The organism is Streptomyces sp. NPDC040589 (assembly GCF_055594445.1).
This window is the reverse complement of the sequence record NZ_JBVIWP010000004.1, coordinates 346,218-369,014: the sequence shown is the minus strand read 5'-3', so window position 1 is coordinate 369,014 and position 22,797 is coordinate 346,218. Positions and strand designations below refer to the sequence as shown.

20 protein-coding genes are annotated in these 22,797 nt (G+C 72.9%); 12 read left to right on the top strand and 8 right to left on the bottom strand.

Annotated features, from left to right (window positions below):
- Positions 1-349 precede the first annotated feature (349 nt).
- Complete coding sequence (locus tag ACZ58V_RS19590; RefSeq protein ID WP_471291067.1) at positions 350-2,806, bottom strand: SpoIIE family protein phosphatase; 2,457 nt, start codon at positions 2,804-2,806, stop codon at positions 350-352.
- 249 nt (positions 2,807-3,055) lie between these two features.
- On the opposite strand from ACZ58V_RS19590, the gene ACZ58V_RS19585 reads away from it, so the two are divergent.
- The 6 genes from ACZ58V_RS19585 to ACZ58V_RS19560 all read left to right on the top strand — a co-directional run bounded on the left by ACZ58V_RS19585 (position 3,056) and on the right by ACZ58V_RS19560 (position 9,817).
- Complete coding sequence (locus ACZ58V_RS19585) at positions 3,056-4,405, top strand: MFS transporter (RefSeq protein ID WP_468188936.1); 1,350 nt, start codon at positions 3,056-3,058, stop codon at positions 4,403-4,405.
- Positions 4,406-4,427: 22 nt separating this feature from the next.
- Positions 4,428-5,084, top strand: coding sequence for a response regulator transcription factor (locus tag ACZ58V_RS19580; RefSeq protein ID WP_468188934.1), 657 nt, complete (start codon positions 4,428-4,430; stop codon positions 5,082-5,084).
- A 26-nt stretch (positions 5,085-5,110) separates the two neighbouring features.
- The gene (locus ACZ58V_RS19575) at positions 5,111-6,502 is read left to right on the top strand and encodes a sensor histidine kinase (RefSeq protein ID WP_471291065.1); all 1,392 of its coding nucleotides are present in this window, start codon (positions 5,111-5,113) and stop codon (positions 6,500-6,502) included.
- Positions 6,499-7,503 carry a TAXI family TRAP transporter solute-binding subunit gene (locus ACZ58V_RS19570; RefSeq protein ID WP_471291063.1) on the top strand — a complete coding sequence of 335 codons (1,005 nt, stop codon included), beginning with the start codon at positions 6,499-6,501 and terminating at the stop codon, positions 7,501-7,503. Before ACZ58V_RS19575 ends, ACZ58V_RS19570 begins: the two co-directional genes overlap by 4 nt.
- Positions 7,504-7,558: 55 nt before the next feature.
- A complete protein-coding gene (locus ACZ58V_RS19565) occupies positions 7,559-8,503 on the top strand; it encodes an RNA polymerase sigma-70 factor (RefSeq protein ID WP_468188928.1) in 945 nt (314 codons plus the stop codon).
- A 102-nt stretch (positions 8,504-8,605) separates the two neighbouring features.
- Complete coding sequence (locus ACZ58V_RS19560) at positions 8,606-9,817, top strand: NAD(P)/FAD-dependent oxidoreductase (RefSeq protein WP_471291061.1); 1,212 nt, start codon at positions 8,606-8,608, stop codon at positions 9,815-9,817.
- A gap of 22 nt (positions 9,818-9,839) precedes the next feature.
- On the opposite strand, the gene ACZ58V_RS19555 is transcribed toward ACZ58V_RS19560, so the two are convergent.
- On the bottom strand, positions 9,840-10,454 hold the full coding sequence (locus tag ACZ58V_RS19555) for a TetR/AcrR family transcriptional regulator (protein ID WP_468188924.1): 615 nt from the start codon (positions 10,452-10,454) through the stop codon (positions 9,840-9,842).
- A gap of 70 nt (positions 10,455-10,524) precedes the next feature.
- On the opposite strand from ACZ58V_RS19555, the gene ACZ58V_RS19550 reads away from it, so the two are divergent.
- On the top strand, positions 10,525-11,127 hold the full coding sequence (locus tag ACZ58V_RS19550) for a peroxiredoxin-like family protein (protein ID WP_471291059.1): 603 nt from the start codon (positions 10,525-10,527) through the stop codon (positions 11,125-11,127).
- A 37-nt stretch (positions 11,128-11,164) separates the two neighbouring features.
- Here ACZ58V_RS19550 and ACZ58V_RS19545 read toward each other — a convergent pair whose 3' ends face one another.
- Positions 11,165-12,538 carry a hypothetical protein gene (locus ACZ58V_RS19545; protein WP_471291057.1) on the bottom strand — a complete coding sequence of 458 codons (1,374 nt, stop codon included), beginning with the start codon at positions 12,536-12,538 and terminating at the stop codon, positions 11,165-11,167.
- 81 nt (positions 12,539-12,619) lie between these two features.
- Between ACZ58V_RS19545 and ACZ58V_RS19540 the strand changes: the two genes are divergently transcribed.
- Positions 12,620-13,852, top strand: a complete 1,233-nt coding sequence (locus tag ACZ58V_RS19540) for a molybdopterin-dependent oxidoreductase (RefSeq protein WP_471291055.1) — start codon at positions 12,620-12,622, stop codon at positions 13,850-13,852.
- Between the two features lie 316 nt (positions 13,853-14,168).
- On the opposite strand, the gene ACZ58V_RS19535 is transcribed toward ACZ58V_RS19540, so the two are convergent.
- From ACZ58V_RS19535 to ACZ58V_RS19525, 3 genes are read right to left on the bottom strand one after another with little or no spacing between them, the layout of a single operon-like run.
- Positions 14,169-14,933, bottom strand: coding sequence for a class I SAM-dependent methyltransferase (locus tag ACZ58V_RS19535; RefSeq protein ID WP_471291053.1), 765 nt, complete (start codon positions 14,931-14,933; stop codon positions 14,169-14,171).
- The gene (locus ACZ58V_RS19530) at positions 14,930-15,547 is read right to left on the bottom strand and encodes a TIGR04282 family arsenosugar biosynthesis glycosyltransferase (protein WP_403887363.1); all 618 of its coding nucleotides are present in this window, start codon (positions 15,545-15,547) and stop codon (positions 14,930-14,932) included. The genes ACZ58V_RS19535 and ACZ58V_RS19530 overlap by 4 nt, the downstream gene beginning before the upstream one ends.
- Positions 15,544-16,248, bottom strand: coding sequence for a glycosyltransferase family 2 protein (locus ACZ58V_RS19525; RefSeq protein WP_403887366.1), 705 nt, complete (start codon positions 16,246-16,248; stop codon positions 15,544-15,546). Before ACZ58V_RS19525 ends, ACZ58V_RS19530 begins: the two co-directional genes overlap by 4 nt.
- Before the next feature lie 122 nt (positions 16,249-16,370).
- Between ACZ58V_RS19525 and ACZ58V_RS19520 the strand changes: the two genes are divergently transcribed.
- Positions 16,371-17,102 (top strand): response regulator transcription factor, encoded by a 732-nt coding sequence (locus ACZ58V_RS19520; RefSeq protein WP_468188913.1) that lies wholly within the window; start codon positions 16,371-16,373, stop codon positions 17,100-17,102.
- Positions 17,099-18,211, top strand: coding sequence for a sensor histidine kinase (locus ACZ58V_RS19515; protein ID WP_468188910.1), 1,113 nt, complete (start codon positions 17,099-17,101; stop codon positions 18,209-18,211). The genes ACZ58V_RS19520 and ACZ58V_RS19515 overlap by 4 nt, the downstream gene beginning before the upstream one ends.
- Positions 18,212-18,271: 60 nt before the next feature.
- Here the strand turns inward: ACZ58V_RS19515 and ACZ58V_RS19510 are convergent, their stop codons facing one another.
- Both ACZ58V_RS19510 and ACZ58V_RS19505 read right to left on the bottom strand, forming a co-directional pair.
- Positions 18,272-19,273 carry an NAD-dependent epimerase/dehydratase family protein gene (locus ACZ58V_RS19510; RefSeq protein WP_471291050.1) on the bottom strand — a complete coding sequence of 334 codons (1,002 nt, stop codon included), beginning with the start codon at positions 19,271-19,273 and terminating at the stop codon, positions 18,272-18,274.
- A gap of 104 nt (positions 19,274-19,377) precedes the next feature.
- A complete protein-coding gene (locus tag ACZ58V_RS19505) occupies positions 19,378-20,004 on the bottom strand; it encodes a glyoxalase (RefSeq protein ID WP_468188905.1) in 627 nt (208 codons plus the stop codon).
- Between the two features lie 144 nt (positions 20,005-20,148).
- Between ACZ58V_RS19505 and ACZ58V_RS19500 the strand changes: the two genes are divergently transcribed.
- Together ACZ58V_RS19500 and ACZ58V_RS19495 are read left to right on the top strand one after the other, a co-directional pair.
- Entirely contained in the window at positions 20,149-21,042 is an 894-nt protein-coding gene (locus ACZ58V_RS19500) for an SDR family oxidoreductase (protein WP_468188903.1), read from the top strand.
- Positions 21,043-21,209: 167 nt separating this feature from the next.
- The gene (locus tag ACZ58V_RS19495) at positions 21,210-22,784 is read left to right on the top strand and encodes an SDR family oxidoreductase (protein WP_468188900.1); all 1,575 of its coding nucleotides are present in this window, start codon (positions 21,210-21,212) and stop codon (positions 22,782-22,784) included.
- Positions 22,785-22,797 lie beyond the last annotated feature (13 nt).

The window sequence follows — 22,797 nt, the reverse complement described above, 5'->3', positions numbered from 1 at the left end:
CCAACGATGCGCAGGTCAGGCGACTTCAAGACGTGATGTCTTGGAACTCAGGCCTGCGCGCTGCACACCGTCCGCCGCGGAGGCGGGTGATGCGGCGACCCCCAGGACGAGCGCGGAAGCGAACACCCCGCTCGCACGAGCGTGTTGAATACGCAATTCTCCTTCTCCCCTGTGCCGGCGGTGAATCTCTGTCTCGCCCGTTCGGTCGGGCCAGAAGGAGATTGCCGAGGCGGAGAAGCGCGGACAAGAGGTGAGCTGTCCGGGACAAGGGCCCTTGGTGTCCTGCCTGGTAGGAGGCCTGTCCGGATGTTGTCCGACGCCCCCGCCCCCGCCACCGCCACCCGCCCGATCACATCGCGGCCGGCCCGGAGTCGCCGGTCGACAGGGCCTGTTCCGCCCAGATGGTCTTTCCGCGGCGCGCGTGGCGGGTGCCCCATCTCCGGCTGAGCTGGGCGACCAGGAGCAGGCCGCGGCCGCCTTCGTCGTAGGTGAGGGCGCGGCGGAGGTGCGGGGCGGTGCTGCTGGTGTCGGACACCTCGCAGATCAGGTTGCGGTCCAGGATCAGGCGCAGTTGGATGGGCGGCTCGGCGTGGCGGATGGCGTTGGTGATCAGTTCGCTGACCACGAGTTCGGTGACGAACGCGTCCTCTTCCAGGTTCCACTCCTGCAACTGCCGAGTGACGCTGCGCCGGATCCGGGCGACCTCGGACGGTTCCGGGGGTACGTCCCAGGTGGCCACATGGTCCGAATCCAGGGCCTTCGTTCGGGCCAGCAGCAGCGCCACGTCGTCGGCCGCGCGGTCCGGGAGCAGGGCCTGCAGCACGTCGTCGCAGGTGCTCTCCAACGAGGATCCCGCTCGGGCCAGCGTCTTGAGCAGGTCGTCGACCCCCTGGTCGATGTCGCGCCCACGTGTCTCGACGAGACCGTCGGTGTACAGCGCGAGCAGGCTGCCTTCGGGCAGCTCGATCTCGGTCGACTCGAACGGCAGACCGCCCAGCCCCAGGGGCGGCCCGGCGGGAAGGTCGAGCAGAAACGGTTCGCTGCCGGGGATGAGCAGCGCCGGCGCCGGATGGCCCGCGCGGGCCACGCAGCAGCGTCGGCTGACCGGGTCGTAGACGGCGTAGAGACAGGTGGCGCCGACGTCGGCGGCGCTGCCGGGCGCGTCCTCGCCCTCGGCCGACAGCCGGTCCACCAGATCGTCCAGGTGCGTCATGAGCTCGTCGGGCGGGAGGTCGACGTCTGCCAGGGTGCGCACGGTCGCGCGCAGCCGCCCCATGGAGGCCGAGGCCTGGATCCCGTGCCCGACGACGTCACCGACGACGAGGGCCACCCGGGCGCCGGAGAGCGGGATGACGTCGAACCAGTCGCCTCCCACACCGGCCTGCGCGCTGGCCGGCAGATAGCGCGAGGCGGTCTCTACCGCGGGCTGCCGGGGATGCCCCTGCGGCAGCAGGCTGCTCTGCAGGGTCAGCGCGGTGGTGCGCTCCCGGGTGAAGCGGCGGGCGTTGTCGATACTCAGAGCGGCCCGGGCGGTGATCTCCTGTCCCAGGAGCAGGTCGTCCTCCGTGAAGGGTTCCGGACTCCGGTGCCGGGTGAAGGTGGCCACGCCGAGCGTGATGCCGCGGGCCCGCATCGGCACCGCCAGGACCGAGTGGAAGCCGAAGCGTCGTACCCGTTCCGCCCGATCCGGGGCCTGGCTCTCCCACCTGGCCACCCCGGCCGGGGTCACCTCATGGATGAGGGGCTGTCCCGAGGCGAGGACCTCGGCCGCCGGCGACACGTTCGGGTAGACGGCGACCGTACCCAGCTCCACCACGGCTTCGGGGCAGCCCGGAAGCACCGACTGGTTGGCCACCCGGCGCAGCATGACCGGGCTGGGCAGGGTCATGGCGCGCAGTTCCTGGTCGTCCTCGATGTCGGGGAGCAGGTCCACGGTGACGAAGTCCGCCAGCTGCCCGACGGCGACGTCGGCCAGTTCCTGAGCGGTCTGGGTCAGATCGAGGGTGGTACCGATACGGACCCCGGCCTCGGCGACCAGGGCGAGGCGCTGCCGGGCCAGGTGCTCCGCGGTCGTGTTGTGGGCGGACAGGAGGACGCCCTGCACCATGCCGTCGGGGTCGTGCACGGGCGCCAGGGTCACCGACCACAGGCTCTCCCACCGATCGCCGGACAGTTGCAGGGCGGCCCGCAGGTGCTGTCGTTCGCCGGTCTCCAGGACCCGCCGCATCAGGTGTTCGGTGCGGGCGCTCTCCGCGTCGAGGACGATCTCCGACACCCGTAGCCCGCGCATCTCGGCTTCGGTCAGACCCATCACGCGTTCCATGTCCGCGTTGGCCCGCAGCAGCCGCAGCCGCGTGTCGTAGAGCGCCGTGGTGCAGGGGGACTGGGTGAGCGACCACCCGAGCAGGCTGTCCTCGTCGAGCTCCGTACGGGAGCGGGCGACCGGTGAGACGAGAAGCCACTCATGGCCGTGGCCGTCGCTGGAGGGGCCCCGTTCACGGCGGTGGGCCAGCAGACTCACCCGGACGAGGCGGCCGTCCCTGTGGCGGAGGGTCACCGCGCCGTTCCACCGGCGTAGTCCCGCGATGGACCGCAGCGTGCCGGTGGGCGGCTCCTCGGCGAGCAGCACGGTCGCGGAACGGCCCGTGACCTCCGGCTCCCGGTACCCCAGCAGCCGTCGTGCGCCTTCGCTCCACCCGGTCAGCCTGCCGTGTGCGTCCACGACCGCCCTGGCCGTTGCCGCCTCTCCGTCGGCCTGCACCGGCTCCGCCACCGGCTCGTCCCCGGTGGTTCCCGGTTGCCTCATCGCGCCATCCTGCCCAAAGCAGCACCGGACCCTGATCGCTATACACGGTATTGAGTGCAAACCAGGATAATTGAGTATTCATCCGTGGTCACCATGTGGCGAGGGACCTTGCGGCTCTTGGCGGCAGACGTCCCGGCCTCGGCGGCCGGGAAGCCCTAAGGGACTGTAAGGACTTGGCTCCCGACATTGAGCGGCCCTGTGCGCGCCGTCGACTCTGTGTGCTTCCGGGCCGCAGACAAGGGAGTTCCGATGGCCACACAGACCACCGCCGAGCGTGCGCGCAAACCGCGCCGCGACGAACGCAGGGTCGTCAGCAACATCATGCGCGGATCGATCGGCAATCTGATCGAGTGGTACGACTGGTACGCGTACACCGCGTTCAGCGTCTATTTCGCGTCCGTCTTCTTCCCCTCCGGCGACCAGACGGCCCAGCTGCTGAACACCGCGGCGGTGTTCGCCGTCGGCTTCCTGATGCGGCCGATCGGCGGCTGGGTGCTGGGCCGCTACGCCGACCGCCGTGGCCGCCGCGCTGCGCTGACACTGTCGGTGACACTGATGGCGGCCGGTTCGCTGATCGTCGCGCTGACCCCGTCGTACGGCTCGATCGGGGTCGCCGCGCCGGTCCTCCTGGTCACCGCGCGGCTGCTGCAGGGGCTCTCGGTGGGAGGTGAGTACTCGACCTCCGCCACCTATATGTCCGAGGTGGCCACACCCGGTCGCCGCGGCTACTACTCGAGCTTCCAGTACGTCACGCTCATCGCCGGCCAGCTGACGGCGCTCGGCCTGCAGATCGTGCTGCAGCAGGTGCTCAGCCCCGCGCAGATGGACTCCTGGGGCTGGCGGATCGCGTTCGTCGTCGGCGCCGCGGGAGCGGTGATCGTGCTGTGGCTGCGGCGCGGCATGGACGAGTCCGAGAGCTTCGAGCGCGCCGCGTCGGAAGGCGAGAAGGAGCAGGACGGCCCGGCCCGCGGCAGCCTGCGGCTGCTGCTGTCCTACCCGCGCCAGTGCCTGGTCGTCGTGGGGCTGACCATGGGCGGCACGCTGTTCTTCTACACGTACACGACCTACCTGCAGAAGTTCATGGTCAACACCAGCGGCATCGCCAAGCCGACGGCCGCCTGGATCAACTTCTTCGCACTGCTCGTGTTCGTCCTGCTCCAGCCGGTGATGGGGCTGCTCTCCGACCGGGTGGGGCGGCGTCCCCTGCTGATCGCGTTCGGGGCGCTGGGCACCGTGGTGGTGGTGCCCTCGCTCACCCTGCTGTCGCACACCAGCGACCCCGTGTACGCGTTCCTGCTCATGGTCGGGCCGCTGGCCGTCAGCTCCCTGTACACCTCGATCAGCGCGGTGGTGAAGGCCGAGCTGTTCCCGACCTCGATCCGGGCGCTCGGCGTCGGCCTGCCGTACGCGCTGACCGTGGCCGTGTTCGGTGGTACCGCCGAGTACATCGCTCTCTGGTTCAAGAAGGCCGGACACGAGAACTGGTACTTCTACTACGTGACCGCCTGTGTCCTGATCTCGCTGCTCGTCTACATTCGGATGCGCGAGACCTCCGACGCGTCGCCGCTGGACGAGGACGATTCCCGGTCTCGCGACTGACGAGGCGGGAAAGGAGGCAGCCGTGCGGGTGCTGCTGGCCGAGGACGACGACGGTGTGGCGGGCGCGCTGACCGAGGCCCTGTACGACAACGGCCACGCGCCGGCCAGGGTGAAGCGCGGCGAGGACGTCCTCGCCCGCCACCGGCAGGCGGACCTGCTGCTGCTCGACCTCGGCCTGCCCGACCTGGACGGCCTGGAGGTGCTGCGCAAGCTGCGCGCGGTCAGCACCCTGCCGGTGGTGGTGCTGACCGCGCGGGGCGACGAACGGTCGGTGGTGCGCGGCCTGCGGCTGGGCGCCGACGACTACCTGGTCAAGCCGGTCCGGCTGGCCGAGCTGCTGGCCCGCATCGAGGCCGTCACCCGCCGCGCCACGCCCGCCGCCCCGGCGGCGCGCACCGTCCGCGTCGCCGACGTCGAGGTCGACCTCGACGCCCGCCGGGTGACGGTCGGCGGCGCGGAGGTGCGGCTGACCACCAAGGAGTTCGAGGTGCTCGCCGCGCTGGCGGCCCGGGCCGGCACGGCGGTCAGCCGCCAGCAGCTGATGGACGAGGTGTGGGGTGACGCCTTCCTCGCCGTGTCCCGCTCGCTCGACGTGCACCTCACCCAGGTGCGGGCCAAGCTCGGCCGCCCCGAGGTGCTGACCACCATCCGCGGCTTCGGCTACCGCTTCGGCGACTGAGCCGGTTCGCACGGCAGGCCCTGTTCATGCGCACCCGCGTCCTCACCGTGGTCCTGGCCTTCGTGGTCCTCGCCGTGGCCGGCTTCGCCGTCCCGCTGCTGGCCGTCACCTCGGCGCAGCGCACCCAGCAGCTCGTCGCGGCGCGCACCGCCGACCTCGACCGTTTCGCCGGGCTGGCCGAGCAGGCCGCCGAGAGCGACGACACCGGCGCGCTCACCGCCGACGTGCGGCGCTACACCGAGCTGTACGGCGAGGCCGTCGTGGTCGTCGACGCCCGCCGCGCCCCGGTGGTGCAGACGGGCGGCCTGCGCGCCGCCGACCCGGCCGTCGCCCGGCTCGTCGACGCGGCGCTGCGCAACCAGCCCGTCTCCCCCGGAGGGACGCTGCGGCCCTGGTCCCGGGCCGACCGGCTGCTCGCCCGTCCCGTGGGCACCGGCACCAGGGTGTCCGGCGCCGTGGTGCTGCGGGCCTCGGTGCGGGTCGCCGCGGACGACATCGCCCTGCGCTGGGCGCTCGTCCTGGCCGGGGCCGGTCTGGTCGCCGTGGCCTGTGTGCTGCTCGCCCGCCGGGCCACGCAGTGGGTCGTACGGCCGCTGCACCGCCTCGACCGTGCGGTCGGCGCCCTGGCCGCGGGGCTGCCTCCCGAGCACGCGCGGGCCGGTGGCCCGCCGGAGCTGCGCCAGCTGGCCACCGGCTTCAACCGCATGGCCGACGGGGTCACCACCGCGCTGGAACAGCAGCGCCGGCTCGTCGCCGACACCTCGCACCAGCTGCGCAACCCCCTGGCCGCCCTGCGGCTACGCGTCGACTCGCTCCAGCCCCATCTGCGCACCTCCGCCACCCGTACCTACACCGGGGTGACGGCCGAACTCGAACGCATGGAGCATCTCCTCGACGACCTGCTCACTCTGGCGAACGCCGAGCACCGGGCCGGCGAACTGGCCGTCACGGACGCGCGGGAGGCGTGCTGCGACGCGACGGCGGTCGCCGCGGCCCAGGCCCGGCTGTGGCAGCCGGTGGCCGAACAGGCCGGAGTCAGCCTGGAGTTCGTCGCCGGTCCCGCCGTTCTCATGGCCTGTCCGGAGGGAGAGCTGGCCCAGGTGGCCGACATCCTCTTCGACAACGCGATCAAGTACGCGGGGAGCGGCGCCAGCGTGGAGGCGCGCTGCCTCATCGAGGGCCCGGACGCGGTGCTCGAGGTACGGGACGACGGGCCGGGCCTCGCGACCGGCGAACTCCCCCGGGCGGGCACCCGCTTCTGGCGCTCGGAACGGCACCGCGAGGTACGCGGCAGCGGCCTCGGTCTGGCGATCGCCGAGCGGCTGGTGGCCGGTCACGCCGGACACGTCGAGTTCACGGCGGCCGAACCGCACGGCCTGCGCGTCCGGGTCGTGCTCCCGAAGGGGCACACGGCATGACCGGCCCCGCCCGCACCATGACCCGCCGCACGGCCCTGCGCGCCGCACTCGGCGTGGCGGGCACCGGCCTGCTCGCGGGCTCGGCGGCGGCCGACGCACGGCGCGCGGACAGCGGCCCGCAGGGAGATCTGCGGATCGCGACCGGCGAGACCGACGGCTTCTACACGGCCTTCGGCCGGCTGCTCGCCGCCCAGGTCACGGCCGCCTACCCGCGGCTGTCCTGCGAGGTGGTCAACAGCGAGGGCAGCGTGGACAACGTGCGGATGCTCCAGGCCCGGCGGGCCGACGTGGCACCGGCCCTGTCGGACATCGCGTGGGCGGCGTACGGCGGCACCGCACCGTTCGACCGCCGCGTCCCGCTGCGTGCGATCGGCCGGGTCTACGAGAACTACGTGCAACTGGCCGTGCGCGCCGACGCGCCCCTCCACACGGTGACCGACCTGGCGGGCCGCACCGTCTCGCTGGGCGCGGCCGCGTCCGGCGGAGCGGTGCTCGGCGACCGGCTGCTGCGCGTCGCGGGCCTGACGCCCGGCACCGACGTACAGGTCCGGCATCTGCTGATGCCGGAGGCGGCCCGTGCGATGCGGGCCGGAACGATCGACGCCCTGCTGGTCGCCGGGGGCGTACCGCTCCCGGTGCTCTCCTGGCTCGAGACGCACCCCGGTATCCGCCTGCTGCCCCTGTCCGGCCTGCTGCCCCGGCTGCGCGCCGGCCTCGGCCCGGCGGGATCGGGTCTGGAGGCGGTGTCGGTGCCGGCCGGGGCGTACCGGAAGACTCCCGAGGTCCCCACCATCGGCGTCGCCAACCTCCTGCTCTGCCGCCCCGACTTCCCCGCCCCGGTCGCCGCCGCCCTCACCCACGTCCTGGTCCGCCGGGCCACCCGCCTCGTCCCGGCCCCGGCCCTCGGCACGCAGTTCCTCGACGCCCGCAGCCTGATCTCCACGGGCGCCGTCCCCCTGCATCCGGGGGCGGTCGCCGCCTATCGCGAACTGCACGGGTAGCGGCGGCGCTTCGCTTCTGTCCCTCAGCAGCCACGCCCGGGCTAAGATCCCGGTCATGGCCCTGACCATGAACGACGTGGACCGGTTCGAAGCTGCCAGGCCCCGCCTGGAGGCCATCGCCTACCGTCTCCTGGGTTCGGCGAGCGAGGCCGAGGACGCCGTGCAGGAGACCTTCCTGCGCTGGCAGGCCGCCGACATCGACCGCGTCGAGGTCCCCGAGGCCTGGCTGACGAAGGTGCTCACCAATCTGTGCCTCAACCAGCTCACCTCGGCCCGCGCGCGGCGCGAGACCTACGTGGGCCAGTGGCTCCCCGAGCCGGTGCTCGCCGGGGATCCCATGCTCGGCCCGGCCGACACCGCCGAACAGCGCGAATCGGTCTCGTACGCGGTCCTCGCCCTGCTGGAGCGCCTCTCCCCCAACGAGCGGGCGGTGTACGTCCTGCGGGAGGCGTTCGCCTACCCGCACCGGGAGATCGCCGAGATCCTCGACATCACCGAGGCCGCCGCCCAGCAGATCCTCCACCGCGCCAAGAAGCACGTCGCCGACGGCAAGGCCCGCACCGAGGTCGACGAGGCCGCCGCCCGGCGGATCGTCGACGAGTTCCTCGCGGCCGCCACCAGCGGCCGGACCGAGCCGCTCGTGCGGCTGCTCACCCAGGACGCCATCGCGGTCGGCGACGGCGGCGGGAAGGTCCCGGCCCGCGCCCGGGCGTTCGAGGGTGCCCTCGCCGTCGCGAAGTTCATGCGGGGCCTGTTCAAGCCCGGTAAGGCCAAGCGCGACCTGGTCGGCGGCTCACCCGACGTCTACGCCACGACCGCCAACGGCGACCCCGCACTCGTGGTGGTCCTCGACGGCCGGGTCATCGGCATCATGTGCCTGGAGGTCGCCCCCGACGGCATCGCAGCGTTCCGCAACCAGGTCAACCCCGACAAGCTCGAACGCGCGACCAGACGGTGGGCGGCCACCGACCACGGCGATCCCCTGCTCCGGGTCTTCTGACCCAGCCGACCCCATGTGACGTGCTTCACATCGCGTTCCTGTCAGGAAACGGCGGGCCGCCCGGTTCAAGGGGCGAATCCCGCTCGAGACAGGAGTCCGGAAATGCAGCACCGCATCGTCGTCCTCGGAGCCGGCTACACCGGAGCCATCGCCGCCGGCCGCCTCGCCAGGCGGCTGCACCGTGAAGACGTCGCCATCACCCTCGTCAACGCCGAGCCCGACTTCGTCGAGCGGGTCCGGATGCATCAGCTCGCGGCCGGCCAGGATCTCAGGCCCCGGCCCTTCAGCGAGATGTTCGCGGGCACCGGCGTCGAACTGAAGCTCGCGAAGGTCACCGGCGTCGATGTCGACCGCAGGACCGTCGCCGTCGTCGACGCGAAGGGCCCCGGGGAGCCGCAGGCCGAGGAGCTGGAGTACGACACCCTCGTGTACGCCCTCGGCAGCGACTGGAACGACCAGGGCGTCCCCGGTGTCGCCGAGCACGCCCACCAGATCGCCGGCCGTCCCGGGGCACTCCGGTTGCGCGAGCGCCTGGCCCGCCTGGACGCCGGAGAGTCCGTGGTCGTGGTCGGCGGCGGGCTCACCGGCCTGGAGGCCGCGACCGAGATCGCCGAGGCCCGCCCGGACCTCGACGTCGCCCTCGCCGCCCGCGGCGAACTCGGCGACTGGCTCTCGGCCAAGGGCCGCCGGCACCTGCGGAAGGTCTGCGACAAGCTCGGCATCACCGTCCACGAGCACTCCTCCGTCACCGGCGTCGAGGCCGACCGCGTCACCACCGCCGACGGCGGGACGATCCCCGCCGCGGCCACCGTGTGGACCACCGGCTTCGCCGTCCACCCGCTCGCGCGGGCCACCACCCTGGACGTCACCGACACCGGCCAGATCCTGGTCGACGGAACGATGCGCTCGGTCTCGCACCCGGACGTGTACGCCATCGGCGACGCGGCCCTGGCCATGGGCCCCGGCGAGAAGCCGCTGCGGATGTCGTGCGCCTCCGGCACCCCCATGGCGTGGCAGGCCGCCGACGCCATCGCGGCCCGTCTGACCGGCGGGAATCTCCCGAGCGCGTCGATCCGCTACTTCAACCAGTGCATCTCGCTGGGCCGCAAGGAAGGCCTGATCCAGTACGTCACCGCCGACGACCGCGCCGTCCGGGCGGCCCTGACGGGCCGGCTCGCCGCCGCCTACAAGGAACTGATCTGCAAGGGCGCGGCCTGGAGTGTCAGCAACCCGATGCTCGGCATGCCGACCCGCCGCCGCCACGTCGTCCGGCAGCCGGCCCGGGCGGAGTCGCCGGTCAGGACAGCGGCCTGACGCGCACGGCAGCCCGACGGCCTCATACCCCGAGGCCGTCGAGCAGCATGGCGAGCCCTCCCAGGAACTCCTCGTCGGCGTTGATGTTCCGGGCGTCTCGCGCGGTTTCGGTCATGTGGGGGAACTCGGCGGGCGGCAGCTCGGTGATGGCTGTCGTCCCCGGACCGGACAGGGGCCCGAGGTGTTCCAGCTGGATCGCTCCGATGACGTAACCGAGCAGGCCGCGCAGGGCGACCACCCGACGGTCTCCCTCGATCCCCGCCTCGGTGAGGATGGCGGTCACGGTCTCCGACCAGCGCAGCACTCCGAGGGAGTGGTGCCGGTGGGTGATGGTCAGGGGGACGACCGCCGGATGGGCGCCCACGGTGTCGCGCAGACGCCGCACCATGACCTCGATCCGCTCGCGACATGACGCGCCGGGATCCGGTGGCTCGGTGTCCACGGCGTTCAGCACGAGCTCGACGACGAGCCGTTCGAGCTCCTCGCGGTCGTGCACGTATCGGTAGAGCCCCATGGTGCTCATGCCGAGCTCCTGGGCGACGGCGCGCATCGACAGCCCGGCGAGCCCGTCGCGGTCGATGACGGCGAGGGCGGCCGAGGCGAGCTGATCAGGGGTGAGGGAACGCGGACGTGGCATGACGGTTGACAGCGTACGGCATACGCCTACGCTGGTAGGCGTATGCCGTACGCCAACGGAGGGAACGTCCATGCGCCTGTCCCGTAGTCCGGTGGAGCCCGGGTCCACCGTGAACGCACGCACGCTCACCGCTGTCTCCGGCGACGAGGTCGCCGTTCCCGACCCCGACCGGCTGATCCATCTCCAGTTCCGGCGGTTCGCCGGCTGCCCGGTCTGCAACCTGCATCTCCGGTCGGTGATCCGGCGACACGAGGAGATCGAGGCCGCCGGTGTACGCGAGGTGGTGGTCTTCCACTCGCCCGCCGAGGAACTGTCGCCCCACACGACCGATCTCCCGTTCTCCGTCGTCGCCGACCCCGGCAGGCGGCTGTACACGGAGTTCGGTGTGGAGCGGTCGCCCCGCGCCCTGCTCAGCCCGCGAGCCTGGGGGCCGATCGTCCGGGCGGTCCTCAGCGGCGCACGGGAGGTCGCACGTGGGCGGGAGCGCCTGCCCTCGACCAGCCCGCACGGCGGCCGGCTCGGCCTGCCCGCCGACTTCCTCATCGCACCCGACGGCCGCGTCCTCGCCGCCAAGTACGGCGAGCACGTCTACGACCAGTGGCCGGTCGACGAACTGCTGCAACTGGCGTCCCGCACACCGCGCACGCCCCGCACGAATCCCGCGGCCCGATGACCGAGGGCCACGTCGTCGCACACGAGGGCTTATGCGGTCACCACCCGGTGGACAGCAGATGGTTGAGCAGCAGCCCGAGCAGCGCCTGGGCGGTGAGCCAGGCGCGGGGGCGGGGCAGGAACGCGCACGCCGGGAGGAGCCACACAGCGAAGGGCAGCCAGATGCGTTCCGTCTCCGCCTTGCTCATCCCGGACAGGTCGGCGACCAGCAGGGCGAGGAACGCGGCGGCCACGAGGAGCGCGAGGCGGGTCTCGGCGGCCCGGTCGGGGGTGTCGGTGCGGCGATGGAGCAGCACCGCACCCGTCCGGCGCAGGCCCGCCGCGGTCGCCAGGCCCGTGATGAGCACCGTGCAGGCCAGGTTGGCCCACACCCAGTAGCCATAGGGCCGGATGCCGCCCGCGCCCTGGTGGTAGCGCGTGACCAGCAGGTGGTACGCCTCCCACCAGTCGAACCCGGCGAGCGTGAACGCCGTGGGAACGACGGCCAGTCCGGCGAGCAGCGGCACCAGCAAGGCGGGGCGCTCCCGGATCCCGTGCCGGCCGAGCGCCAGTACCGCCGCCGCGATCAGCGCGACGAGTGTGAGGCCGTACGACAGGTAGCAGGTCAGTCCGAACAGCAGCCCCGACGCGCCCGCCCACCAGAGCGACCGTCTGGTGACCGCCAGTGCCAGCAGCGCCACCGCCCACGCCGCCACCGCCGCGAAGTACGCGTCGGCCGAGGTGCCCATCCACACGGCGGCCGGGGCCAGGACGAGAAAGGGGGCGGCCCTGCGCGCGAGGGCCTCGTCGGCCAGGGCACGGATCGTCACCAGTACGGCCACGCAGGCCGTCGCTCCGACGATGACGCACCACATGCCCGCCCAGCCTCCGCCCCGCAGCCCGATCCGGTCGAGCAGCACGAAGGTGAGCGTGGCGGCAGGCGGGTGGCCGGCGATGTGGGCGGGCCAGTTGTCGGGGGAGTCGAGAAGGATGTGGTGGGTGAAGTCCCGCAGGGCCGCCGGGATGTCGTCGAAGCGGTCGATGACCTGGAGGTATTCGTAGCGCGTGGTGAGTCTGTGCGCGATGCCTCGGTCCCAGCCGTCGATCAGGGCGAGGGAGCAGATCCACGCCGTGGCCGTGCCCCAGGCCAGGGGGAGCAGGGCCCGCCAGGGGAGGCGGGCCGCGAGGCCGGGGCCGTAGGCCACGGTGGCGATCGCGACCACGAGGGCCGCGGGAGTGCCGGGGCCCACATGCGGGCCCCAGGACGCCAGGAGTGGAGGCCAGTCGACGAACAGCGTGCGGCTGGTGCCCTGGATGTGGCGGCCGATCAGGACGGCCGCCGTCACGAGCAGTGCGGCGGCCCCGGCGGCGTACAGGTCACGGCGGAGGGAGCGGTTCACAGTCGGAACGCTAGGTCGACGGGGTGGGCGCATGCCGCTGTCCGGGCCGGACGTCAGCGTTTCGTCATGGGTTGCGCACCCTTTCCCGGGGTGGTCCGGGCCTACCGTCGGGACATGCGAGACGACCCACGGCTTCCTTCCTCACCGGGCTTCTGGCGCAGCCCCCTGCGCGGCCCCTGGTTCACCTCGGTGCTGGGCCTCGTCCTGCTCGTCGGCATCACCGTGCTGTTCGTGACGGGACTGGTCTCGTACGCCGCCTACAACCCGGACCTGTCGCCGGTGAACGACCAGACCCCGGACAAGGGGATCCTCGGCTTCTACCTCTTCGCCTGGCCGACGCACCCGCACTGGCTGTACCGGCTCAACCAGGGCGTCCACGTCACCCTCGGCATCAGCCTGATCCCCGTGCTGCTGGCCAAGCTCTGGTCAGTGGTACCGAGGCTGTTCGCGCTGCCGCCGGCCCGCTCGCTCGCGCACGCCCTGGAGCGGATCTCGCTGCTGCTCCTGGTGGGCGGCGCGCTGTTCGAGTTCGTGACCGGTGTGCTCAACGTGCAGCTCGACTACGTCTTCCCGGGCTCCTTCTACCCGCTGCACTTCTACGGAGCATGGGTGTTCTTCGCCGCCTTCGTCGCCCATGTCCTGCTGAAGATGCCTACGGCCCTGCGCAATCTGCGGCACCTTCGGGAAGAGAAGAACGACCTCGTGACTCCGCGTCCCGCCGAGCCGACCGTCTCGCGGCGGGGTGCCCTGTGGTTCGTCGGGGGCGGCTCGCTGCTGCTGTTCGCGACGACGGCCGGGCAGAACTTCGACGGTCCGCTGCGGCGCACCGCCCTCCTCGCACCGCACGGCGGCGGTGAACCCGGCAGCGGCCCGAACGGGTTCCAGATCAACAAGACCGCCGCGTACGCCGGGATCGACGCGGCCGAGACGGGCGAGGACGCGTGGCGGCTCGTCGTGACGGGGCGTACGGGCACCGTCCGCCTCAGCCGTGCCCAGCTCGCCGGACTCTCCCTGCACAGCTCGGCGTTGCCCATCGCCTGCGTGGAGGGCTGGTCGACGTCGGACCAGTGGTGGCGCGGGGTGCGGCTGCGCGACCTCGCGGCGCTCGTCGGGTACGACGACGACCCGCCGGACCTGTTCGTCGAGTCCCTCCAGGCACGCGGCGCCTTCCGCAGGGCAGCCCTGCGCGCCAACCAGGTGGCCGACGCGCGCTCCCTGCTCGCCCTGTACGTCAACGGCGAGGACCTGTCCCCCGACCACGGCTACCCGGCGCGGATCATCGTGCCCGCGGCACCGGGTGTGCTCAACACCAAGTGGGTGGCCCGGATGACGTTCGGAGACCTGTGATGCGACGGCCGCGGATCCCTGCCGGGAGCCCCTTCACCCTTCTCCTGCTCGCCTGCTCGTTCGCGCTCGCCGCCTACGCGGGTGTACGGCTCCTCGCCGGCGACTGGTTCGGTGTGACGCTGTGGTTCGTGGGCGCGGCACTGCTGCACGACCTCGTCCTGCTGCCCCTGTACGCCGCCCTGGACCGGACGGTCGTACGGGGACTCGAGGCGGTCCGCCACCGGGAATGGATCATGTACCTGCGCGTGCCGGCGGCCCTCTCCGCGCTACTGCTTCTCGTGTGGTTCCCGCTGATCGGCGGCATGGTGGAGAGGCGCTACCGGTCCGCCACCGGCCTGCCGGCGGACGTGTTCCTCGCCCGCTGGCTGCTGATCACCGCCGTCCTCTTCGGCGGCTCGGCGCTGCTGCTGGCGGTGCGCTTGCTGCGGGTGCGCAGGGCGGTGAAGCGCCGTCCGTCGGCCGTCCACTGACCGGCCCTCGTCCAGCCCCGGGCGTATCGGAGCAGGGCCGGCGTGCCGAGTCGCGCCCAGGGGAACGGGGCGTCGGCACCGTGTGGGTCCGTGAGGTCGACGACCCGTACCTGGGCGCGTTCGTCGATGTCCACCGGGGCAGTCTCGGCGATCAGCAGGCCTCCGGGGCACAGGAGTTGGGCGACCCGGTCGAGCAGGGCGCGCGGGTCGCCGCCGATGCCGATGTTGCCGTCCATGAGCAGGACGGCGTCCCAGCGGCCCTCGCCGGGCAGCGGCTCGAACACCGAGCGCCGCAGCGCCTGGCCACCGAGCCGCACGGTGTGGTCGACGGCGACCTCGCTGACATCGATGCCGAGGACGACCCGGCCCCGGGCGGCGAGCTCCGCGACCAGCCGCCCGGGCCCGCACCCCACGTCCAGCACGGTCCCCTCGCATCGGTCCAGCACGTCCCGGTCGACGGCGTCGGCCCGGGCACACCAGCGTTCCACCTCCAGCGGCAGCAGCCAGCCGTCGGAGCGGCGCAGGAACAGGGGGCCACGGCCGGCGCGCAGGGCGGCGGCGTAGGGGTCGGCGGCCGCCCAGGCGAGGGCGGTGGCGGGTGCGGTGCTCATCGGGGCGTGACCGGCGCGTACCGGGCCAGCCGTGCGGCGAACCGGCCGTGCGGGGCGAGGAGGGCGACCGCCTCGGCGTCGGCGGCGGTGTCGACGTCCCGCAGCCGGGGCAGGTCCCGTACCCGCAGCCCGGCCAGGACGAGCCGCTCGCGCTGGACGGCCCCGGTCACCGGCGTGGACATCGGGACGCCGCGCAGCAGGGCGGGATCGGGATCGGCCAGGCCCAGTGTCCAGAAACCGCCGTCCTCCGCCGGTCCGAACCAGGCGTCTCCCTCGCCGAAGTCGACGGTGAGCAGCTCGGGCGTCACCTGGGGCGTGTCCATACCGATGAGCAGGGCCGGTCCGGTACACCGCGCGAAGGCGTCCGCCAGCCGCTCGTCCAGTCCGCCGGCGCACTGCCGTACGACCTCGAAGCCGGCCGGCAGCCAGGGGCCGGGCTCCCCGTCGAGGACGAGGACCCGGCGGTCGGCCGGGGCCGCCGCGACCGCGTCCAGGGTGTCGGCGAGGGACGCCTCGGCGAGGGACGCGGCCTCCCGGGGCGTGAACGGCGGGGTGAGCCGGGTCTTGACCCGACCGGGGCGCGGCTCCTTGGCGATGACGAGGAGTGTGGTCACCGTGCGTCCCTTTCGACGGCGGGAGCCTCGCCGGGCGCTTCGGCCAGGACGCGGCTCATGTCCTGTACGGCATGCCAGGTGCCGCGCCACGTGCCCGTCACCTTCGAGGCCCCGGTGCGTGGCAGATACGGCACGTCGTACTCGGCGATCCGCCAGCCGGCATCGGCCGCGCGGACCACCATCTGGAGCGGATAGCCGCTGCGCCGGTCGGTGAGGCCGAGGGCGAGCAGCGGCTCGCGGCGGGCGGCGCGCAGGGGGCCGAGGTCGCGCAGACGCAGCCCGGTGCGGCGGCGCAGCATCCGCGCGAGCGCGAGGTTGCCGGCACGGGCGTGCGCGGGCCAGGCGCCCCGGCCCTGCGGGCGCCGCCTGCCGAGCACGAGGTCGGCCTCGCCCTCGCGCACTTGGCGCACGAAGGGGACGAGGAGCGACGGGTCGAGGGAGGCATCGCAGTCGCAAAAGCACACCACGTCGGCGGTGGCGGCGGTCAGCCCGGCGTGGCAGGCCGCGCCGAAGCCCCGGCGCGGCTCGCTCACGACGGTCGCGCCGAACGCGCGGGCGACCTGGGCCGAGCCGTCGGTGGAACCGTTGTCGACGACGAGTGCGCGCCAGCCCGGCGGGATCCGTTCGAGAACCCAGGGCAGGGCCTCGGCCTCGTTCAGGCAGGGCAGCACCACGTCGACGTCCGAAGGAATCGTCTTCACGGTTTCACCCTACGAACGCGAATCAGGCATATCGGACTGCCGCTCCTTACGAAACGCGGACATCGGCGGCCCGGAGGGCTCCGGGCACGGCATCAGAGGCGGCCCGGTGCCAGGCTGGGGGCATGCAGCAGCCCCATCAGCAGGACGAGGCCCTCGCCGGGTCCCCGCGGATCCTGGTCGTCGACGACGATCCGACCGTCGCCGAGGTCGTCGCCGGGTATCTGAACCGCGCCGGTTACGTCGTCGACCGCGCGGACGACGGCCCGACGGCCCTCACGCGTGCCGCCGCGCACTGGCCGGACCTGGTCGTCCTCGACCTGATGCTGCCCGGGATGGACGGCCTGGAGGTGTGCCGGCGGATGCGCGGGCACGGACCGGTGCCGGTCATCATGCTCACCGCCCGTGGCGACGAGGACGACCGCATCCTCGGCCTGGAGGTCGGCGCCGACGACTACGTCACCAAGCCCTTCAGCCCCCGCGAACTGGTCCTGCGCGTGGAGTCGGTACTGCGCCGCAGCAGGCCCGCGGCCCCCGGGCACCGGCTGGGGGCGGCCGGTCTGACCGTCGACCCGGCGGCCCGCCGGGTCACCAGGAACGGCTCCGAACTCGCCCTCACCCTCCGCGAGTTCGACCTGCTCTCCTTCTTCCTGCGGCACCCTGGGCGGGCCTTCGGCCGTGAGGACCTGATGCGGGAGGTGTGGGGGTGGGACTTCGGCGATCTGTCGACGGTCACCGTCCACATCCGCCGTCTGCGCGGCAAGGTCGAGGACGACCCGGCCCGGCCCCGGCTGATCCAGACCGTGTGGGGCGTGGGCTACCGCTTCGACCCCGCCGGAGAGGAGACCGGGTCGTGAACGACACCCTCCTCATCGCCCTGTACGCCTTCGCCGGAGCGGCGGCCACCGGCCTGGCCGGAGCGGGCGCACTGCGCCTGATCCGGCGCCGCTCGCTCACCGCCTCGCTCGCCGTGGTCGCGGCGGTCGGCGTCGTCGCGATGCTCGCGGGCACCCTCGCCGTCGCCTGGGCGATGTTCCTGTCGGCTCACGACCTGACCGTGGTCACGACGGTCGTCGCCATGGCGGCCGTCGTCTCCCTTGCCACCGCGCTACTGCTGGGCCGCTGGGTCGTGGCCCGCAGCCGCGAACTCGCCGTGGCCGCACGCTCCTTCGGCGACGGTGGGGACTTTTCCGCTCCCGACGGACCGACGACCGCCGAACTGGAGTACCTGAGCCGCGAGTTGGCCGCCACCAGCGCCCGCCTCGCCGAGTCCCGGGACCGGGAACGAGCGCTGGAGACCTCCCGGCGCGAACTCGTCGCCTGGATCTCGCACGACCTGCGCACCCCGCTGGCCGGTCTGCGCGCCATGTCCGAGGCCCTGGAGGACGGCGTCGCCGCCGACCCCGACCGCTATCTGAAGCAGATCCGCACCGAGGTCGAACGCCTCAACGGCATGGTCGGCGACCTCTTCGAACTCTCCCGCATCCACGCCGGCACCCTGCCCCTGAGCCTCACCCGGATCTCCCTCTACGACCTGGTCGGCGACGCGCTGGCGGGAGCCGACCCGCTCGCCCGGGAACACGGGGTGCGGCTGGTGGGCGACCGTGTCGAGCCGGTACCCGTGGAGGTGGACGGCAAGGAGATGAGCCGGGTGCTCGGCAATCTGCTGGTCAACGCCATCCGCCGGACCCCGGCCGACGGCACGGTCGCCATCGCCGCGGAACGTTCCGCCGAGGGCGTGGTGCTGTCGGTGACGGACGCCTGCGGAGGCATCCCCGAGGAGGATCTGCCGCGCGTCTTCGACACCGGCTGGCGCGGCACGCACGCTCGGACGCCCCCGGCCGGCGCGGGCCTCGGCCTCGCCATCGTCCGGGGGATCGTGGAAGCCCACCAGGGCCGGGCCACCGTACGCAACATCCCCGGCGGCTGCCGTTTCGAGGTGGTGCTGCCCGCCACCGCTTCCTGAACACGGGCAGCACCACCGGTCTTTCGCGAGCCGGGGCCCGAGGGGCCGCGGGACAGGACGCTACGCGTCCCGCATCCCGGCCCGTGCGAACTCCGCCATGCCCTCTGCGAACCCGACTTCCGGCTTCCACCCCAGTCCGTCCCGCAGCCGCGACGAGTCCGCGGTGATGTGCCGTACGTCCCCGAGCCGGTAGTCGCCGGTGACGACGGGATCGGGCCCGCCGTACGCGGTGGCCAGCGCCCGCGCCATCTCGCCGACGGTGTGCGGGTCGCCGCTGCCGGTGTTGTACGCCGTCAGCACGCCCCGGGGCGCCTCGGCCTCCAGTGCCACCGCGCCCGCCCCCGCCACGTCGCGGACGTGCACGAAGTCCCGCCGCTGCCGCCCGTCTTCGAACACGCGCGGTGCCTCGCCCCGGGCGAGCGCCGAGCGGAAGAAGGAGGCGACACCGGCGTACGGGGTGTCGCGGGGCATGCCGGGCCCGTACACGTTGTGGTAGCGCAGCGACACCGCCGAGCCGCCCGTGCAACGGGCCCACGCGGCGGCGAGATGCTCCTGGGTCAGCTTGGTCGTCGCGTACACGTTCCGGGGATCGGCCGGAGCGTCCTCGCCGACCAGCCCGGGGACGAGATCAGTCCGGCAGACCGGACACGGCGGTTCGAACCGGCCCGCGTCGAGGTCCGCGACGGCACGCGGCCCGGGCCGTACGACCCCGTGCCGGGGGCACTCGTACCGCCCCTCCCCGTAGACCACCATCGATCCGGCCAGCACGAGACGCCGTACACCTGCCTCCGCCATGGCGGCGAGCAGCACGGCCGTCCCGAGATCGTTGTGCGAGACGTACGCCGCCGCGTCGGCGACCCCGTCCCCGAGCCCGACCATCGCGGCCTGGTGACACACGGCGTCCACACCGGCCAGGGCGCGGCCGACGGCGTCCGGATCACGCACGTCGGCGCCGGGCTCCTCCCGCATGTCGAACACGACCGCCTGGTGCCCACGCTCCCGGAGCACGGCGACGACATGGGACCCGATGAACCCGGCACCGCCGGTGACCAGTACGCGCATACGGCCACGCTAGGCCCGCACCGGCGCGGCGCCACGGGACCGCGCCGCTACGTCATGACTCCGTAAGGTCGCGCGCCGTGCGTCGAACCGGGACAACACCCGCTTCACAGCGACGCGTTCTCCGGCGCCGTCGCCCAGGCGAAGCCGTCCGGGTCGGTGAAGGTCCCGGCGTCGCTGTCGACCGTGAGCCGGTGTGATCCGGTGCCGTCGGGTGAGATGCCGACGAGCTTGGCCAGGCCCCGGCGCTTGTACAGGGCCAGCTTGACCGGACCCGACCCGGTGGCGAACTCGACGTACTTGCCGCCGAAGCTCTTCGCCACGGCGAGGCCGTGATCGACGTAGAACTGCTTGCTGGCCTTCACGTCCTCGACGCCGAGCAGGAGCACGATCTCGTCGATCTGCCGGCTGGCCGGGCCGGTGTTCTTCTTGGACGACGAGGCCACCTGCCAGATCGTCCCGTCCGGGGCCTGCACGACGCCCCCGTAACCCCAGAGCGACTTGGCGGCGGGCTTCAGGGTCACGGCACCGGCGTCCACGGCGGCGTCGACCAGGGCGTCCACGTTGGCCGGCTGGGACACCACGAGCGACAGGGTGAACCCGCGGAAGCCGGTGCTCGGTGCCTCCGAGGCCCGCAGGCGCACCTGACCGCCCAGGCCGAAGGCGGTGGTGAGGAAGCGCTCGGCGGCGGCGGGGTCGGCCACCTCGAGGGTGACGGATTCGATGGAAGTCATGACGTCGACGCTAGAGCGGCTTCGGAACCCACGCTTCTCGAATCCTGACCGGAACGGCGACGGGGGCGGGATGCCCGGCGTGCCGACGGCCCGCTCCGCGCCTAACGTGGGCCGGGCCAGCGCCGCAGCGGAGAGGAACGTGCCATGCCGGTCGCTCAGAGCCCCCTGCACGGTCGGACCGCCGTCGTGACCGGTGCCGCGCGCGGCCTCGGGGAGGCGATGGCCCGGGAGCTGTGCCGCCGTGGCGCGAGGGTGGCGCTGCTCGGCCGTGAGGAGCGGACGCTGGCCCGGGTGAGGGACAGCCTTCAGGGCGTGTCCGAGTGCTGGGAGGCCGATGTCACGGACGAGCGCCGGATGGCTCGCGTCGCCGACGAGATCCGTGCCCGGTTCGGACCACCCTCGGTGGTGATCGCCAACGCGGGAGTCGCCGAGGGCGGACCGTTCGCCGAGGCCGATCTCGACGTCTGGCGCCGGGTCGTCGAGGTGAACCTCGTCGGCAGTGCCGTCACCGCGCGGACGTTCCTGGCGGACCTCCTGGACACGCGGGGCTACTTCCTCCAGGTCGCGTCGCTCGCGTCCATCGGGGCCGCGCCGATGATGAGCGCCTACTGCGCGTCGAAGGCCGGGGTCGAGTCGTTCGCTCACGCGCTGCAGGCCGAGGTCGCCCATCGGCATGTGGGCGTGGGAATCGCGTACATCAACTGGACGGACACGGACATGGTCCGCGACGCCGACGCGCACGCGGTGCTGCGGGAGTTGCGCGGCCACATGCCGCGGCCGGCACGCAGGGTGTATCCCGTCTCGTATGTCGCTGGCCGGCTGGTCACGGCGGTCGAGCGGCGCCGGCCCTCGGTCTACATGCCCCGTTGGCTGCGGTACACCCAGGTGGTGCGGGCTGCGATGCCACCGGTCGTCACGCGGCTGTCGCGCCGGGAACTGCCGCGTCTCGCCGCCCACGAGCCGTTCACCGCCACGGGGCTGCTCGGTGCCGGAGGCCGTGCCGACCAGGCGGCCGGCGTCGACACTCCGCCCGGTTGAACGCCCGCTCGGCGGTGTCGTGCATCCGTAGGTCGCGACGCGTCCGAAGTGGTCCGTGTGAGAGCGAATGCGGCCGGTCGCCCCACCGCGACAGGCGCTGTCCCGCTGGTGCGGCCATGCTCGAGGGAGCGAGGCCACAACGCCGGAGCGCACACGTGGAGGAGCCGATGGTGGAGACAGGCGGGCAACGGGACGCACAGCGGCTGCACTGTCTGGTGACCGGAGCGTCCGGGTACATCGGCGGGCGTCTGGTGCCGGAACTGCTCCAGGCCGGCCACCGGGTCCGGTGTCTGGCCCGCTCCCCCGGCAAACTTCGCGATCACCCCTGGGCGGGGCGCGCCGAGACGGTCCGGGGGGATGTCACGGACGCCGATTCGGTCGCCTCCGCGATGCGCGGTGTCGATGTCGCGTACTACCTGGTGCACTCCCTGGGGTCCGGTGCGGGATTCGAGGACACCGACCGCAGGGCGGCCCGGGTCTTCGCCGAGCAGGCGCGCGCCGCCGGTGTGCGGCGGATCGTCTACCTCGGCGGGCTCACACCGCAGGGCGTTCCCGAGGAGTCCCTCTCCCCGCATCTGCGGTCCAGGGCCGAGGTGGGGCGCGTCTTCCTCGACGCGCCGGTGCCGGCCACGGTGTTGCGGGCGGCGGTCGTCATCGGATCGGGATCGGCGTCCTTCGAGATGCTGCGCTATCTGACCGAGCGGCTGCCGGTCATGGTCACGCCCAGTTGGGTGCACACCCGGACTCAGCCGATCGGTGTGGAGGACGTGCTGCGGTACCTGGTCGGTTCGGCCTCGATGCCGGATGACGTCGACCGTGCGTTCGACATCGGCGGGCCGGATGTCCTCACGTACCGGGAGATGATGGACCGGTACGCCGAGGTGGCAGGGCTGCGGCGCAGGCTCATCGTTCCGGTGCCGGTACTCACCCCGAGGCTGTCCAGCCACTGGGTCGGCCTGGTCACCCCGGTGCCCGCCGCGCTCGCCCGGCCGCTGACGGAGTCGCTGCGCCACGAGGTCGTGTGCCGCGAGCACGACATCGCCCGGTACGTGCCCGACCTCCCGGGCCGGCCGCTGCCGTTCGACGCGGCGCTGGCACTGGCGTTGCGCAAGGTGCGGGAGGCGCAGGTCGTCACCCGCTGGTCGTCCGCCTCCGTGCCCGGGGCGCCCAGCGATCCCCTGCCCACCGACCCGGACTGGGCGGGCGGCAGCCTCTACGAGGACGAGCGGCACCTCTCGGTGGACGCCTCCCGGGAGTCGCTGTGGAAGGTGATCGAGGGCATCGGCGGCGACAACGGCTGGTACTCCTTCCCGCTCGCCTGGACGGTCCGGGGCTGGCTGGACCGTTTCGTCGGCGGTGTCGGTCTGCGCCGCGGGCGACGGGACGCCGAGCGCCTGCGGGCCGGCGACTCACTGGACTTCTGGCGGGTCGAGGAGATCGAGCCGGGCCGGCTGCTGAGGCTGCGGGCGGAGATGCGCCTGCCCGGCCTGGCGTGGCTGGAGATGTACGCGGAGACGGACGACGCGGGCCGCACGTGTTACCGGCAGCGCGCCCTCTTCCATCCCCGGGGTCTGCTGGGGCACGCCTACTGGTGGTCCCTCTCCCCGTTTCACGCCGTCGTCTTCGGCGGCATGGCCCGCAACATCACCCAGGCCGCCGCCAAGGGCATGAGCGCGCGCCGGGCCGGCCCGCGTTCCGGCCGCATCCGGATCACGCGCCGCGACCGAAGAGTCAGGCAGTAGAGATCCACATCGC

Excerpts from the sequence above, each read along its gene's own strand:
- ACZ58V_RS19500 (WP_468188903.1), top strand. The coding sequence starts at position 20,149 with ATGCCGGTCGCTCAGAGCCCCCTGCACGGTCGGACCGCCGTCGTGACC.
- ACZ58V_RS19495 (WP_468188900.1), top strand. The coding sequence starts at position 21,210 with ATGGTGGAGACAGGCGGGCAACGGGACGCACAGCGGCTGCACTGTCTG.
- ACZ58V_RS19545 (WP_471291057.1), bottom strand. The coding sequence starts at position 12,538 with ATGCGCCCACCCCGTCGACCTAGCGTTCCGACTGTGAACCGCTCCCTC.
- ACZ58V_RS19540 (WP_471291055.1), top strand. The coding sequence starts at position 12,620 with ATGCGAGACGACCCACGGCTTCCTTCCTCACCGGGCTTCTGGCGCAGC.
- ACZ58V_RS19505 (WP_468188905.1), bottom strand. The coding sequence starts at position 20,004 with ATGACTTCCATCGAATCCGTCACCCTCGAGGTGGCCGACCCCGCCGCC.
- ACZ58V_RS19575 (WP_471291065.1), top strand. The coding sequence starts at position 5,111 with ATGCGCACCCGCGTCCTCACCGTGGTCCTGGCCTTCGTGGTCCTCGCC.
- ACZ58V_RS19520 (WP_468188913.1), top strand. The coding sequence starts at position 16,371 with ATGCAGCAGCCCCATCAGCAGGACGAGGCCCTCGCCGGGTCCCCGCGG.
- ACZ58V_RS19570 (WP_471291063.1), top strand. The coding sequence starts at position 6,499 with ATGACCGGCCCCGCCCGCACCATGACCCGCCGCACGGCCCTGCGCGCC.
- ACZ58V_RS19535 (WP_471291053.1), bottom strand. The coding sequence starts at position 14,933 with ATGAGCACCGCACCCGCCACCGCCCTCGCCTGGGCGGCCGCCGACCCC.
- ACZ58V_RS19565 (WP_468188928.1), top strand. The coding sequence starts at position 7,559 with ATGGCCCTGACCATGAACGACGTGGACCGGTTCGAAGCTGCCAGGCCC.
- ACZ58V_RS19585 (WP_468188936.1), top strand. The coding sequence starts at position 3,056 with ATGGCCACACAGACCACCGCCGAGCGTGCGCGCAAACCGCGCCGCGAC.
- ACZ58V_RS19590 (WP_471291067.1), bottom strand. The coding sequence starts at position 2,806 with ATGAGGCAACCGGGAACCACCGGGGACGAGCCGGTGGCGGAGCCGGTG.
- ACZ58V_RS19550 (WP_471291059.1), top strand. The coding sequence starts at position 10,525 with ATGCGCCTGTCCCGTAGTCCGGTGGAGCCCGGGTCCACCGTGAACGCA.
- ACZ58V_RS19510 (WP_471291050.1), bottom strand. The coding sequence starts at position 19,273 with ATGCGCGTACTGGTCACCGGCGGTGCCGGGTTCATCGGGTCCCATGTC.
- ACZ58V_RS19560 (WP_471291061.1), top strand. The coding sequence starts at position 8,606 with ATGCAGCACCGCATCGTCGTCCTCGGAGCCGGCTACACCGGAGCCATC.
- ACZ58V_RS19555 (WP_468188924.1), bottom strand. The coding sequence starts at position 10,454 with ATGCCACGTCCGCGTTCCCTCACCCCTGATCAGCTCGCCTCGGCCGCC.